Origin of the sequence: Streptomyces sp. NBC_01803, from assembly GCF_035917415.1 — a bacterium.
Lineage (GTDB): Bacteria > Actinomycetota > Actinomycetes > Streptomycetales > Streptomycetaceae > Streptomyces.
The window spans coordinates 3,189,017-3,202,666 of sequence record NZ_CP109073.1 but is presented as its reverse complement, the minus strand read 5'-3'; the positions used below and the strand labels follow the sequence as shown (position 1 = coordinate 3,202,666).

Below are 13,650 nucleotides of genomic sequence, written 5' to 3'. Positions count from 1 at the left end.
TCCATGCGGTGCTGCCCTCCGAGAACCGGCTGAGGCGGCGCGAGGACTTCGCGACCGCGATGCGCCGAGGGCGCAGGGCCGGACGCCCGCACCTCGTCGTCCATCTGAGCGGTGGTACGGACCCGCACCCGGTAGAAGAGCCTGTCTCTCCGCCGCGTGCGGGTTTCGTCGTGAGCAAAGCCGTGGGCAACGCGGTCGTCCGCAATCGCGTGCAGCGGCGCCTGCGGCACCTGATGCGGGACCGAGTGGCCCGGCTGCCCGCCGGTAGCCTGGTGGTCGTGCGGGCCCTGCCGGGTGCGGGCGACGCCGCCTACGCTCAGCTCGCCCGGGAGCTCGACGCCGCGCTGGAGCGGCTGCTGGGAGGGGTACGGACATGAAGTACCCACTGCTGCTGCTGATCAAGCTGTATCAGTGGACGATCAGTCCGCTGCTGGGGCCGGTCTGCCGTTATTACCCGTCGTGCTCTCATTACGGGTACACCGCCATCCACCGGCACGGTGCCGTCAGGGGGGCTGCGCTCACCGTCTGGCGCATCCTCCGCTGCAACCCCTGGTCCCGTGGAGGAGTCGATCATGTCCCGCCACGGAAGCGCCCGGTATGGCACCGGCGGCTGCGCGACCGTGTGCTGCCCCGGACCCTGTCCCACGCCTCGCCCGGGGGTGCCCCCGACAATGCCCAAGGAGCCTGACCCGTGGACACGATCAACTCGATCCTCAGTCCCCTCTACTGGGTAGTCACCCAGATCATCGTCCAGTTCCATCGCCTCTACAGCCTCGTCTTCGACGAGGACAGCGGCTGGGCGTGGGGTCTGTCGATCGTCTCCCTGGTGATCGTGGTCCGGATCGCGCTGATTCCGCTCTTCGTCAAGCAGATCAAGGCGACGCGGAACATGCAGGCGCTCCAGCCACGGATGAAGAAGATCCAGGAGCGGTACAAGAATGACCGGCAGCGTCAGTCCGAGGAGATGATGAAGCTGTATCGGGAGACGGGCACCAACCCGCTCTCGAGCTGCCTTCCGATCCTCGCGCAGTCGCCGTTCTTCATCGCCCTCTTCCAGGTCCTGAGCCACATCGCGGGTAACGACAAGGTCGGCGTGCTCACGCAGGAGCAGGTCGTCAGTGCCCGGCAGGCGACGATCTTCGGGGCGCCGATCGCGACCCGGTTCATGGACGGCGCGGAGAAGGTCGCGAGCCTGGGGGCCACGCTGACCGAGGTCCGGACGGTCACGATCATCATGATCGTGCTGATGTCGGCCTCGCAGTTCTACACCCAGCGTCAGCTCATGACGAAGAACGTCGACCTCACGGTCAAGACGCCGTTCATGAACCAGCAGAAGATGCTGATGTACGTCTTCCCGCTGATGTTCGCCGTCTTCGGCATCAACTTCCCGGTCGGCGTGCTGATCTACTGGCTGACCACCAACGTGTGGTCGATGGGCCAGCAGCTCTTCGTGATCAACCGCAACCCCACTCCGGGCAGCCTCGCCTTCCAGGAGCGTCAGGAGCGGCTGCGGAAGAAGGGCAAGCTCAAGGAGGAGCCGGCCGCGGTGGAGGACGAGAAAGCCGCCGAGGCCGCCCGTGCCGTCCGTACGCAGCCGAAGCGGCAGTCGAAGTCGCAGCGCCAGTCCGGCCCGGCGGCGCAGGCCCAGCCGGCCAAGAAACAGCAGCAGAGCAAGAAGACCCCGCCGGGCAAGCCCGGCAAGCCGTCAGCGAAAAGCAAGAAGTAGAAAGCCCGGAGAAGGAGTCCCACCCGTGACGGACACGACCTCAACCGCCGCCGCCGAGGACACCGATGTCCTGACCCGCCTGGAGCAGGAGGGTGAGATCGCGGCCGACTACCTTGAGGGGCTTCTCGATATCGCGGACCTCGATGGCGACATCGACATGGACGTGGAGGGCGACCGGGCGGCGGTGTCGATCGTCGCCGACGGCTCGGCCCGCGACCTCCAGAAGCTGGTCGGCCGGGACGGGGAGGTCCTGGAAGCCCTCCAGGAGCTGACCCGCCTGGCCGTGCACCGGGAGACGGGGGAGCGCAGCCGGCTGATGCTCGACATCGCCGGACACCGGGCCCGCATGCGGGAGCGGCTCACCGCCCTGGGAGCGGAGACCGCTCAGCGGGTGAAGGAGTCGGGAGAGCCGCTGAAGCTGCAGCCGATGACCCCGTTCGAGCGCAAGGTCGTGCATGACGCCGTGGCCGCCGCGGGCCTGCGCAGCGAGTCGGAGGGCGAGGAGCCGCAGCGCTGCGTCGTCGTCCTGCCGTGAGCGCGTCGTCGGCGGGCCCGGCCGAGGCCGGGCTGCCCGAGCCGCCCCCGTCGGCTCACGAGATCTTCGGGAACCGGCTGCCCGACGCCGTCCGGTATGCCGAGCTCCTCGCGGACATCGGGGTGCGGCGCGGTCTCATCGGCCCCCGGGAGGTGCCGCGCCTGTGGGAGCGCCACCTGCTGAACTGCGCGGTGCTCTCGGAGGCCGTGCCCGAGCAGGTGACGGTGTGCGACGTGGGCTCGGGAGCCGGGCTGCCCGGCATCCCCCTGGCCCTGGTCCGGCCGGATCTGCGCATCACACTGCTGGAGCCGCTGCTGCGCCGCACTAATTTCCTCCAGGAGGTCGTGGAGCTCCTGGGCCTGGACCAGGTGACCGTGGTGCGCGGCCGGGCCGAGGAGGTGCTGAGCACCTTCACCCCGGTCCACGTGGTGACCGCGCGGGCGGTCGCCCCGCTGGACCGGCTCGCCGGCTGGGGGGTGCCGCTGCTGCGGCCCTATGGCGAGATGCTGGCGATCAAGGGCGACACCGCCACCGACGAGCTGAAGAACGCGCGAGGCGCGCTGGCCAAGCTCGGCGTCGTGCGCAGCGCGGTGCTCCAGGTGGGGGCCGGGCTAGTGGATCCGCCGTCCACCGTGGTGCGGGTGGAGGTCGGGGAGAGCCCCGGCGGGGTGCGGTTCGCCACCAAGCGGGCCAGGGCCGCCCGACGCGACGCTCGCCGTTCCCACTGACATTCGGCGCGGTGCGCGGCTCGATTCGCCCGATGCGAGGGCAATAGAGCCGAATATATCTCTGATGCGGAGTGTCGTTCGCGCCGCGCCCCGGACGCATGGGCATCGTGTTTCACGTGAAACGCCGCTCGCTGCTCCAGGGAATCATCAGCCGTGGGCGCGCTGCCGCCGAGCCGCGCGACCGCCGACCCTCCCGAAGTACATCCGCAAGTGGGTCGCCGGTATCCACAGGCGGTCCGTCATCCACAAGTACCTGGTCTTCGCTGGTTCACGACCCCCAGGGCATGGCAGTCTTTGACCCCACGAAGGCTGCACGTGTCGAGGAGAGTGAACCATTGCGGTCCGACGCCAATATCGCCGGGTCGACGGCCGATCCGGTCCCCGGCCCTCGGTCCGAGCCGACGGACGCTCCCGGGGGCGCGGTCGATATCGCCCCGGTCGCGCCGCCACCCCCGGGCGCATCACCGGGTCGGGCGGCCCAGCAGGCGGTCGAGGCCATGTACCGGGCGGGGGGAAGCCTCCCGAGACCGGAACAGACCCGGATCATGATCGTCGCCAACCAGAAGGGCGGCGTCGGCAAGACCACCACCACGGTCAATCTGGCGGCCTCCCTGGCCCTGCACGGAGCCCGGGTGCTGGTGATCGACCTGGATCCGCAGGGCAATGCCTCGACGGCGCTGGGAATCGACCACCACGCCGATGTGCCCTCCATCTACGACGTGCTCGTGGAGAGTAAGCCCCTCGCCGAGGTGGTCCAGCCGGTCCGCGATATCGAGGGGCTTTTCTGTGCCCCCGCGACCATCGACCTGGCCGGTGCCGAGATCGAGCTGGTGTCTGTGGTGGCCCGCGAGAGCCGGCTGCTGCGGGCCATCAGCTCCTACGAACAGCCGCTGGACTACGTCTTCATCGACTGCCCCCCGTCCCTCGGGCTGCTCACCGTGAACGCCATGGTGGCCGGCGCCGAGGTGGTCATTCCGATCCAGTGCGAGTACTACGCGCTGGAGGGCCTGGGCCAGCTCCTGCGGAACGTGGAGCTGGTGCGGGGCCACCTCAACCCCCGGCTCCATGTCTCGACCATCCTGCTGACGATGTACGACGGGAGGACCCGGCTTGCCTCGCAGGTGGCGGACGAGGTCCGGAGCCATTTCGGTGAGGAGGTTCTCCGGACCAACATCCCGCGCTCGGTGCGGATCTCGGAGGCGCCGAGCTATGGACAGACGGTCCTCACCTACGACCCGGGATCCAGCGGATCGCTCTCCTATCTGGAGGCGGCGCGGGAGATCGCGGTGCGCGGAGCGGGTGGCGGCCAGCCCCGGACGCAGCGGGGACAGCACAGCCCGATGAAGGGGGCGTCGTGACCGAACGACGGAGAGGACTCGGCCGCGGGCTCGGTGCGCTGATTCCGCCCGCACCGACGGGTCCGGACGAGCACGCGGTCTCGGCGATCGACCCGGGTGCCGTCTCGCCTGCGGCGGTCCCGGTGCTGGCGCCCGACCGGGCGGTTCTGATCCCCACGGCACCCTCGGCCGAGAGCGACGGGCAGAACGGCGTTTCACGTGAAACGCCGTTCGCCCCGTCCACGGGTGCCGGAGCGAGCGGGGAGGTCGCCGGGGCGCACTTCGCGGAGCTGCCCCTGGACTCGATCACGCCCAACCCGCGCCAGCCGCGTGAGGTCTTCGACGAGGACGCGCTGGCGGAGCTGGTGACGTCCATCAAGGAAGTCGGCCTTCTCCAGCCGGTCGTGGTGCGGCAGTTGAGTAAGGACCGCTACGAGCTCATCATGGGCGAGCGGCGGTGGCGGGCCTGCCGGGAGGCGGGACTGGATGCCATTCCGGCGATCATCCGGGCCACCGACGACGACAAGATGCTCCTGGACGCGCTCCTGGAGAACCTGCACCGAGCCCAGCTGAATCCGCTGGAGGAGGCCGCCGCCTACGACCAGTTGCTGCGGGACTTCAAGTGCACCCACGACGAGCTGGCCGAGCGCATCGGCCGCTCGCGGCCCCAGGTGTCCAACACCCTCCGGCTGCTGCGGTTGTCCCCTGCCGTGCAACGCCGCGTGGCCGCCGGGGTCCTGTCGGCGGGGCACGCTCGGGCTCTGCTGTCGGTCGACGACCCGGCGGAGCAGGACCGGCTGGCCACCCGGATCGTGGCCGAGGGGCTGTCGGTGCGGGCGGTCGAGGAGATCGTCACGCTGCAGGGCTCGGTCGCAAAGCAGAATGGCGCGCGCGGCCGGGGACCACGGGCGGGCCGCCGGATCGCGCCGGCCCTGGACAGCCTCGCCGGCCGGCTATCCGACCGGTTCGAGACCCGGGTCAAGGTCGACCTGGGGCAGAAGAAGGGCAAGATCATCGTCGAGTTCGCCTCGATAGAGGATCTGGAACGAATCCTCGGTCAGTTGGCCCCCGGCGAGGGCCCGGTGCTCGACCAGCACCGGCTTGAGCAGGAGTCCGACGGGGCCGAGGAGAACGGCTGAGACCGGTGTCCGGTCGCGGTGGACGCCCCATGGATACGATGGCATCCATGGGGCGTCAGCTTGTTCCGCTCACCCTGGACAACCTCTCCGACCTGCCGTCTCCCTGCCGCGCCTGCGTCTTCTGGGAGTTGGACCCGGTCACCGGGGCGAGGGCGGAGCGGGACGGCCACGCCGACGTGGAGAAGGAGTCCTGGGTCTCCTCGCTCCTGTCCGAGTGGGGAAGCTGCGGCAGGGTGCTCTATGTGGACGGCCGTCCCGTGGGATTCGTTCTCTACGCGCCCCCCGCGTATGTGCCTCGCTCCGGCGCCTTCCCCACCAGCCCGGTGTCGGCCGACGCGGTGCAGCTGATCACGGGCTGGATCGCCCCCGGATTCCGGCGGCAGGGCCTGGGGCGGACCATGACGCAGGCCATGGCAAAGGATCTGCTGGGGCGCGGGGTGCGGGCGATCGAGGCGTTCGGCGATGCCCGGTCGCGGGAGCCGATGTGTGTGCTGCCCGCCGAGCATCTGCTGGCGGTGGGCTTCGAAATCACCCGCCCGCATCCCGCGTTCCCCCGGCTGCGGCTCGAACTGCGCCGGGCCGTCTCCTGGCGCACGGACATGGAGCTGGCGCTCGACCGGCTGCTCGGCGGTCCCAAGCCGATCCCGGCTCTCGGGCGGTCCTGACACGGCAGCGGTCCTGACACGGCAGCGGTCCTGGAATGACAGAGAGCCCGTGGCGTTTCACGTGAAACGCCACGGGCTCTCCCTGTCGTGTCCCGGGGTACTAGCTGATGAAGTCGGTCAGATCCCGCTCAATGGCGGCCTTCGGCTTGGCACCGACGATCGTCTTGACCACATCGCCGCCCTGGTAGACGTTCATGGTCGGGATGGAGAGGATGCCGTACTTGGCGGCGGTCACCGGGTTCTCGTCGATGTTCAGCTTGACGACGGTGAGCTTCTCGGCGTGCTCGGCGGCGATCGCTTCCAGGGCCGGGGCGACCTGGCGGCAGGGACCGCACCACTCCGCCCAGAAGTCGACCAGCACCGGCTTGTCGCTCTGGAGGACCTTCTCCTCGAAGTCGGCGTCAGTGGCGGTCACGGTGGCACCAGCCATGGTGCTTCTCCTTGTCTTTCGGGGTGATGTGCGGCAGAGCCTGGCCGTCAGACCTGGACGTCTGACGTGATCGACTCGGCGTCGGCCAGGGCGGCGAGATACCGCTCGGCGTCCAGCGCGGCGGAGCACCCGGTGCCGGCCGCGGTGATCGCCTGACGGTACGTGTGGTCAACGACATCTCCGGCGGCGAAGACACCGGGGATGTTGGTGCGCGTGGTGGGGGCGTGCACGCTCAGGTACCCCTCGGCGTCCAGGTCAAGCTGTCCCTTGAAGAGATCGACGCGGGGGTCGTGTCCGATGGCGACGAAGAGTCCCGTCACCGGGAGGGCGGACGTCTCGCCGGTCCCGGTGTTCCTCAGCGTCAGCCCCGAGAGCTTGCCGTCGGTGCCATGGATCTCGGCCACCTCGCTCTCCCAGACGAATTTGATCTTCGGGTCGGCGAAGGCACGCTCCTGCATGGCAGCCGAGGCCCGCAGGGCGTCCCGTCGGTGGACGATGCTGACGGTCCGGGCGAAGCGGCTGAGGAAGGTGGCCTCCTCCATGGCGGTGTCGCCGCCACCGATCACCGCGATGTCCTGCTCGCGGAAGAAGAAGCCGTCGCAGGTCGCGCAGTAGGACACGCCGCGGCCGGAGAGCTCGTCCTCGTTCGGCAGCCCCAACTTGCGGTGCTGGGAGCCGGTCGTCACGATGACGGCCTTGGCCCGGTGCACCGTGCCCTCGCTGTCGGTCACGAGCTTGATCTCGCCGCTGAAGTCGACCGACACGATGTCGTCCGCGACCAGCTCCGCACCGAAGCGCTCGGCCTGGGCCCGCATGTTCTCCATCAGATCGGGCCCCATGATCCCGTCCTTGAAGCCGGGAAAGTTCTCGACCTCGGTGGTGTTCATGAGGGCGCCGCCCGCGGTGACCGAGCCTTCGAAGACGAGCGGGCTGAGCGAAGCACGAGCCGTGTAGAGAGCGGCGGTGTAGCCCGCAGGTCCGGAGCCGATGATGATCACGTTGCGGACGTCGCTCACGGGATTCTTCCTTGTCTCGGGATCTCGGACCCAGGACCCCCGGGGGGGTCCGTAGTCCATTAACGGATCCTAGGGTCCCAGACATTCCCGTGCTCCCGCCGCCGCGCTGCGGTCAATCGCGGGGATAGCTCTCCTGGACGAGGATCTCCGCGGAGGCCGCCGACGCGGCGCTGACACACGCGGCGTCGACCAGATAGGCGTCCACCTGTCCGGGGTCGGCCGCGTGCGGCAACAGCACGAGATAGGCGTCAACGCCCTCGTAGTCCTCCTCCTCGGCGGCGAGCGGCAACTCCGGGCGGCCGATCGCCGTCCGTACACAGGCCGGCACGTCGGGAACGGCGAACTCGGTTGCCTCCGGCACGTGGTCGCTGTCGGGGATCGACCCGGCATCGGCCGATTCGGTGGTGAGCGCCTCGCCGCTCTCGGTCTGCTCGAGCAGCGCCCGCACCTCTGCCTCCAGCACGCCGGTGTCCCGCTCCACGGGACCCTCGGCAACCTCGTCCGCCACGGTGTCGGAGTCCGCTCCCCCGCCGATGTCCATCGACTGCAGAGCGGTGACCCCGAGTCCCAGCCCGACAAGGGCACCGACCGCCGCCAGCGCGAACCGCGGCCTCCTGCCACGCCACCCTCCGCTGGGTTCGCGCGCTGCCGCCCTCGCGCGTGCTCCCTCCGTTTCACGCGGTCCCTCTGTTTCACGCGGCCCCTCTGTTTCACGCGGCCCCTCTGTTTCACGTGAAACAGACCCGGCAGCGGCGTTCAGGGCCGCATCGATGCGGGTGGCGATGTCGTCGGGGAGCGGGCCCGGGTCGGGGAGGACAGCGAGTTCGTGGCGGAGAGCCGCGAGGTCGGCCCGGATATCCGCGCAGGGGGCGCACTCGGTGAGGTGGGTGTGTAGCCGGGCCGCGTCGGCGGGAGGCAGCAGGTCTTCGTCGAGCGCCGCGATCTCGGCGGGCTCGGGGTGGGTGTTGGTCATGACGGCGCCCCTCCTCCCCGCACGGTCTCGGTTTCTCCCGGGTCCCTCGGTGGTGGGACGGACGGGCTCGGCGCCTGGTTCCTTGCCGGCTGGTCCTCCGCGGCCCGGGGATGCAGATGGCGCAGCAGGGGCAGGAGTCGCGCTCTGGCGCGGGCGCAGCGGCTCTTCACCGTGCCGACCGGGGTCCCGAGGATACGGGCGGCCTCGGCGACGGGATAGCCCTGCATGTCCACGAGGACCAGAGCGGCGCGCTGTTCGGCCGGGAGCTGCGCGAGGGCGGCGTGCAATTCGCGCCGCAGGTCCTGGCGTTCGGCAGGGACCTCGGCGGATTCCTGGGGCTCCAGCAGGGCTTCCAGCCGCTCCGGCTCCGGCATGGGCGAGGTTCGCCGGCTCTGGGCCTTGCGGGCCCGGTCCAGGCAGGCGTTGACCGTGATGCGGTGGAGCCAGGTGGTGACGGCGGACTGGCCGCGGAAGGTGTGAGCCGCTCGGTAGGCCGAGACGAATGCGTCCTGAAGGGCGTCGGCCGCCTCCTCCCGGTCCCCCAGCGTCCGGAGCGCGACGGCCCACAGCCGGTCGCGGTGAAGACGGACGAGCTCGGTGAAGGCGTCGGGATCGCCCGCGACGTGCCGGTCCAGGAGCTCCTTGTCACGGTCCACGGCAGGCTCGCGAGGCAGGCGTCTGCCCATGGCGGACCCTTCCCCCTTCCTGATCTGCCGGGCCTGTTCTACCGGCTCCCGCCGCGGACAGCCCGGCTCCGGGCTATTCGGCGACGGCGATGTTCGTGATGCGGCCACGGTAGTTGCCATCGCTGCCCTGGGGCAGCTCGGTCAGCCAGACGAGAACGAACCGTGTCTCGACCGGGGTCTCCGCGCTGAGGGTCAGCGAGTCTCCGGTGTCCTCGGCGAGGGACGTGAAGCCGTCGATGGTGGCGGGCACGCTGTCGGCTCCGGGGGCCGCGCGGAATTCGACCGTGGTCTCACCGATGGCGTCGACGGTGATGGAGGAGACCCGCCGGGATTCGCCCAGGTCCAGGACGAGGCCGAGACCGGGCTTGAGGTTGCCGAACGACGGGCCGTAGTAGTTGCTCGTCTGCCAATAGGACGCGGGGTCGCCGTCGATGGTGTGCGGGGTGTCCTCCGGGTTCTGGCCCCCGCTGCCGCTCGCATAGGGGTCGAACTCGGTGACGTCCTCGATGGTCACCAGCTCCGGGACGGGCGGGTCGTCCTCGCCGGCGGCGGGCGGGGCCGCCGGCGAGGACGCCTCGGCCGGGGCATCGCCCTTCAGAAGGGCGTCCGCGAGCTGCCAGCTTCCGAGGCCCAGTGCGGCGATGAGGAGCGCGGAGACGCCCCACTTGAGGGCGGCCCCGGTACGGCCGGGCAGGGCGGGCATCACAGCCGCCGTGCCGACCGCCCCGGCGGGGGGGACAGCGGAGGCGCGGTGAGCGGTCAGGGTGCCGCGCTGATAGGTGGTGTGTTGGTAGCCCACCAGGTCGGTCGGGGTGGGATCCGGCGGCGGGATGCGGGGGAGGGTCGCGAGGGTCTGGCTGAGCTCTTCCGGGGTGGTGAAGGGCAGCTCGTGGCTGGCCGCGGTGGCGCCGTTGTTGTCCAGGGCGCGCATGGCGAGCTCGGAGAGCCCGCGGTGGACGCCCGCCCGGACCTGTTCCGGGGTGGCCAGCGGGTCGCGGGAGCCCTTTCCGAGGCCCGCCACGCCTCTCAGACCGTACGCGCCGTCGCCGTAGGGCCAGCGCTGCGTCAGGGCGGCGTACAGCAGGGCACCGATGGCCTCGGTGTCGGCGCGGCGCGGCTCGCGCGAGGTGATCCCGCGGAGCGCGGCGTCGACGGCGAGGCCGCGGATGCGGAACTGGCCGGGGCCGGTGCGCAGCACGGTGGCCGGGGTCAGCCTCAGGTGCGCGAGGTCTTTGCGGTGGGCGGCGGCCATCGCCTGGGACACCTGGCTGGCGAGCGCGTAGACCTCGAAGGGGTCGAGGGGACCGGTGTGCAGGACCGTGCTGAGCGGAACGGCGTCCGGCAGCCACTCGTGGATGACATGGACGAGGCCGTGCTCCTCGGCGGCGTCGAGAACCTGCACAAAGCGCAGATCGCCGACCAGGGCGGCGGAGCGGGCTGCGCTGAGAACGGCGTCGGAGCGCTCGTGACCGACGGGCAGCACATGGACGCCGACGGCTCGGCGCAACTTCTCGTCGACGGCACGCCAACCGCTGAAGCCGTCCAGTCGGGTGATGCACTCCTCAAGCCGGTAGCGCTTGGCGAGTCGGTAACCGCTGTGCGGCTCGGGCGGCAGAGAGGCTTCCGGGGGACCCTCGGCGGCGCCGGTACCGTCGGTATTCCCGGTGCCCTGGATGCCTTCGGTGTGCTCGGTGTGCTCGGTGTCCTCGTCCGTCGGCCCGTCGGCCGAGGGGCCGGCAGCCTGGGTGTCCTCAGGGTCCATGGCGTGCTGGGCGCTCGCTGGACGCTGCGGTGAGCTCGTCGCCGTGCTCCGTTCCGCCACCGTCGTTCCCGCCTCCCCGATCTTGGCTGCCGGATGTGACCCTGCCAGATTCATTGTGCCGGTAGTCCGTCACCCTGCACGACATGTGAGTACGACCGCAGGTTGTACGGCGCGTGGCGCCGGGGTTGCGTGCGCGGGCCCTGTGCGGTGATTACGGCGCACAGGGAGATGTTCAGCGTCCCAGACGGGCGCGGACCATGCCCACCAGAGCGTTGAGCTCCTCCACGCGCATGCGGCGCGCGGCGACGAAGAAGACGCCCAGCAGGATGACGCCTCCGACGGTCAGGGCCGCCAGGGAGCCGAGGATGCCCTCGCCGGCCGCGCCGAGGATGGCGAATCCCGCCACGCCGCCGAGCAGCGCGGCCGGGATGCTGGCCCCGGCCAGCCGGATGTAGGTGCGCAGCACCCGGGCGCCGTCCAGGTCGGCCCGCATCCGGTCGCGCAGGCGGCGCCAGGCGATCATGACGCCCAGCGTGTAGGCGAGGCCGTAGCCGAAGGCGATACCGGCGACCACCCAGCGGTCCGGCAGGGCGACGAAGCTGAGCCCGGAGAGGACGATCCAGGCGGCGGAGACGATCACCGTGTTGTAGAAGGGCGTGCGGGTGTCCTCGTAGGCGTAGAAGGCGCGCAGCACGACGTACTGGGCGGAGAACGGGATCAGGCCCAGGCCGAACGCCATCAGGATGTAGCCGAACGAACGGGCGCTCTCCTCGCCGGCCGAGCCGAAGAGCAGGGTGCACATCGGCACGCCCAGGGCGAGGAAGGCGAAGCCGGTGGGGACGATCGCCACGGCGGAGGTGCGCAGGCCCTGGGAGAGGTCGTCGCGCACGGCGGTGGTGTCGCCGTCCGCCGCCGAGCGGGAGAGCCGGGGGAGCAGCGCGGCCATGACCGAGACCGTGATGATGGCCTGCGGCATCTGCCAGATCAGCAGCGCGCTGTTGTAGGCGATGAAGCCGGTGCCGGGGTGACCGTCGCGCTGGGCGCTCTCACCGGCCCAGGTGGCGATTTGGGTGACGACCACGAGCCCGACCTGGTTGGCGAGGACGAACAGGACCGTCCACTTGGCCATGGTGGCGGCCTTGCCCAGGCCGTGACCGCGCCAGTCGAAGCGGAGCCGGACGCGGAATCCGGCGGCGCGCAGGTAGGGGATCATCGCCAGCGCCTGGACGACCAGGCCGAGGAGGGTGCCCACGCCGAGGAGGCGGACTCCCTCGGGGGTGATGGTGGTGACGCTCATGCCCGAGGTGCGCTGGGTGCCGTAGACCCACAGGAACATCCCGAGGGTGAAGATCACCACGATGTTGTTGAGGACCGGGGTCCACATCATCGGGCCGAAGCGGTCGCGGGCGTTGAGGATCTGGCCGAGCACCACATGGACGCCCATGAAGAAGATGGTCGGCAGGAAGTAGCGGGCGAAGGTGACCGCGACCTCGTTGGCGGCCGGGTCGTCCGCGATGGTGGCGGACATCATGCGGATCAGCAGCGGGGCGGCGAGCACGGCGGCGATGACGAGACCGGCGAGCGCGACCATGACCAGAGTCAGGAGGCGGTTGGCGTAGGCGTCGCCGCCGTCACTGTCCCGCTTCATCGCCCGGACGAGCTGGGGGACGAAGACCGAGTTCAGTCCACCGCCGATGGTGAGGATGTAGATCATGGCCGGCAGGGACCAGGCGACGGTGTAGGTGTCGCCGAGGACCGCCGCCCCGAGCGCGGCGACGAGGACGAGCTGCCGGAAGAAACCGGTGACGCGGGAGACCAGGGTGCCGGCGGCCATGATGGCGCTGGAGCGCAGCAGCCCGCTGACCCGGCCGGTCCGTTTCGCGGCGGGCGGCGGGGCGGGGGTCGGCTCGGAGCGCTGCCGTGGCGTTGGCCGCCCGGGGGCGGCCGGGGGTGGGCCGGGCGGCATGCCGCCCGCCGCGCCGGGCGGCGCACCAGGGGTGACCGGCCCCGGCTGCTGGTCGCGGAAGAGGTGCGCGAACGCGTCGTCGGTATCGGGGCGGCTTCCCTGCCGTCCTGGATCGCCCTCCCCCGCGCCTCGCATCAGCCCGTCGATGCCGGTGTACGGGGTCGCCGTCGGGTCGTCCCCGTGCGGCAGCCGGCGGGAGACGCCGTCGGGCTCGGGGGCGGGCGTGGGAGCCCAGCGCCGCGGGTCGGGGGCGTAGGGGGAGGGCGGCTGCTGCTGGTACGGCGCGGCCGGATCAGGGGCGCCGCCGGGTGGCGGTGGCGGCTGCGCGGACGGGTCATACGGCGCCTCGCCGACCGGACCCTGAGCCAGGGGGGCCTGGGCCAGCGGGTCGTGGGTCGCGTAGGGATCATGCTGGTCGCTGTCCGCGAGGTACGGGTCGTAGGCGGGGTGCTGGTGCTGGTGGACCGACGGGTCGTAGCCCTGCTGCGGGTACGGCTCCGGCTGGTAGGCGGGGGGGCCGTAGGCGCGCGGGTCCTGGACGGGCGGGGGGTAGGCCGCGGGATCGTAGGCGGGCGGCTGCTCGGGGTGGTCCCGCTGGTCCTCCGGCCAGCCGGACGGGTCTCCACCCCCCGGCGCCTGGCCGCGTTCACGGTCATACGGCGCTTGCATCGCTACCCCACCTCGAAT

At 70.8% G+C, this 13,650-nt stretch carries 14 protein-coding genes; 8 read left to right on the top strand and 6 right to left on the bottom strand.

From position 1 onward, the window contains the following. Nucleotides 1-8 precede the first annotated feature (8 nt). From rnpA to OIE51_RS14330, 8 genes are all read left to right on the top strand, one after another. Nucleotides 9-377: a ribonuclease P protein component gene (gene rnpA / locus OIE51_RS14365; RefSeq protein WP_326598062.1), complete on the top strand. Its 369-nt coding sequence runs from the start codon at nt 9-11 to the stop codon at nt 375-377. Then, nucleotides 374-688, top strand: coding sequence for a membrane protein insertion efficiency factor YidD (gene yidD / locus OIE51_RS14360; RefSeq protein ID WP_326598061.1), 315 nt, complete (start codon nt 374-376; stop codon nt 686-688). Before rnpA ends, yidD begins: the two co-directional genes overlap by 4 nt. Before the next feature lie 12 nt (nt 689-700). Next, the gene (yidC, locus tag OIE51_RS14355; protein ID WP_326600634.1) at nt 701-1,726 is read left to right on the top strand and encodes a membrane protein insertase YidC; all 1,026 of its coding nucleotides are present in this window, start codon (nt 701-703) and stop codon (nt 1,724-1,726) included. A 25-nt stretch (nt 1,727-1,751) separates the two neighbouring features. Further along, on the top strand, nt 1,752-2,261 hold the full coding sequence (locus tag OIE51_RS14350) for a Jag family protein (protein ID WP_326598060.1): 510 nt from the start codon (nt 1,752-1,754) through the stop codon (nt 2,259-2,261). After that, on the top strand, nt 2,258-2,989 hold the full coding sequence (rsmG, locus tag OIE51_RS14345; RefSeq protein WP_442811923.1) for a 16S rRNA (guanine(527)-N(7))-methyltransferase RsmG: 732 nt from the start codon (nt 2,258-2,260) through the stop codon (nt 2,987-2,989). Before OIE51_RS14350 ends, rsmG begins: the two co-directional genes overlap by 4 nt. A gap of 284 nt (nt 2,990-3,273) precedes the next feature. Beyond that, on the top strand, nt 3,274-4,347 hold the full coding sequence (locus tag OIE51_RS14340; protein WP_326598058.1) for a ParA family protein: 1,074 nt from the start codon (nt 3,274-3,276) through the stop codon (nt 4,345-4,347). Next, nucleotides 4,344-5,465, top strand: coding sequence for a ParB/RepB/Spo0J family partition protein (locus tag OIE51_RS14335; RefSeq protein ID WP_326598056.1), 1,122 nt, complete (start codon nt 4,344-4,346; stop codon nt 5,463-5,465). Before OIE51_RS14340 ends, OIE51_RS14335 begins: the two co-directional genes overlap by 4 nt. Before the next feature lie 47 nt (nt 5,466-5,512). After that, complete coding sequence (locus OIE51_RS14330; protein WP_326598054.1) at nt 5,513-6,130, top strand: GNAT family N-acetyltransferase; 618 nt, start codon at nt 5,513-5,515, stop codon at nt 6,128-6,130. Between the two features lie 100 nt (nt 6,131-6,230). On the opposite strand, the gene trxA is transcribed toward OIE51_RS14330, so the two are convergent. From trxA to murJ, 6 genes are all read right to left on the bottom strand, one after another. Continuing rightward, a complete protein-coding gene (trxA, locus tag OIE51_RS14325; protein WP_326598052.1) occupies nt 6,231-6,560 on the bottom strand; it encodes a thioredoxin in 330 nt (109 codons plus the stop codon). 47 nt (nt 6,561-6,607) lie between these two features. Then, nucleotides 6,608-7,576, bottom strand: a complete 969-nt coding sequence (gene trxB / locus OIE51_RS14320) for a thioredoxin-disulfide reductase (RefSeq protein ID WP_326598050.1) — start codon at nt 7,574-7,576, stop codon at nt 6,608-6,610. 112 nt (nt 7,577-7,688) lie between these two features. Further along, nucleotides 7,689-8,549, bottom strand: a complete 861-nt coding sequence (locus tag OIE51_RS14315; protein ID WP_326598048.1) for a hypothetical protein — start codon at nt 8,547-8,549, stop codon at nt 7,689-7,691. Next, complete coding sequence (gene sigM / locus OIE51_RS14310) at nt 8,546-9,235, bottom strand: RNA polymerase sigma factor SigM (RefSeq protein WP_326598046.1); 690 nt, start codon at nt 9,233-9,235, stop codon at nt 8,546-8,548. The genes OIE51_RS14315 and sigM overlap by 4 nt, the downstream gene beginning before the upstream one ends. 73 nt (nt 9,236-9,308) lie before the next feature. Further along, nucleotides 9,309-10,997 (bottom strand): protein kinase family protein, encoded by a 1,689-nt coding sequence (locus tag OIE51_RS14305; protein ID WP_326598045.1) that lies wholly within the window; start codon nt 10,995-10,997, stop codon nt 9,309-9,311. 232 nt (nt 10,998-11,229) lie between these two features. After that, complete coding sequence (gene murJ / locus OIE51_RS14300) at nt 11,230-13,632, bottom strand: murein biosynthesis integral membrane protein MurJ (RefSeq protein ID WP_326598044.1); 2,403 nt, start codon at nt 13,630-13,632, stop codon at nt 11,230-11,232. Between the last annotated feature and the right edge of the window lie 18 nt (nt 13,633-13,650).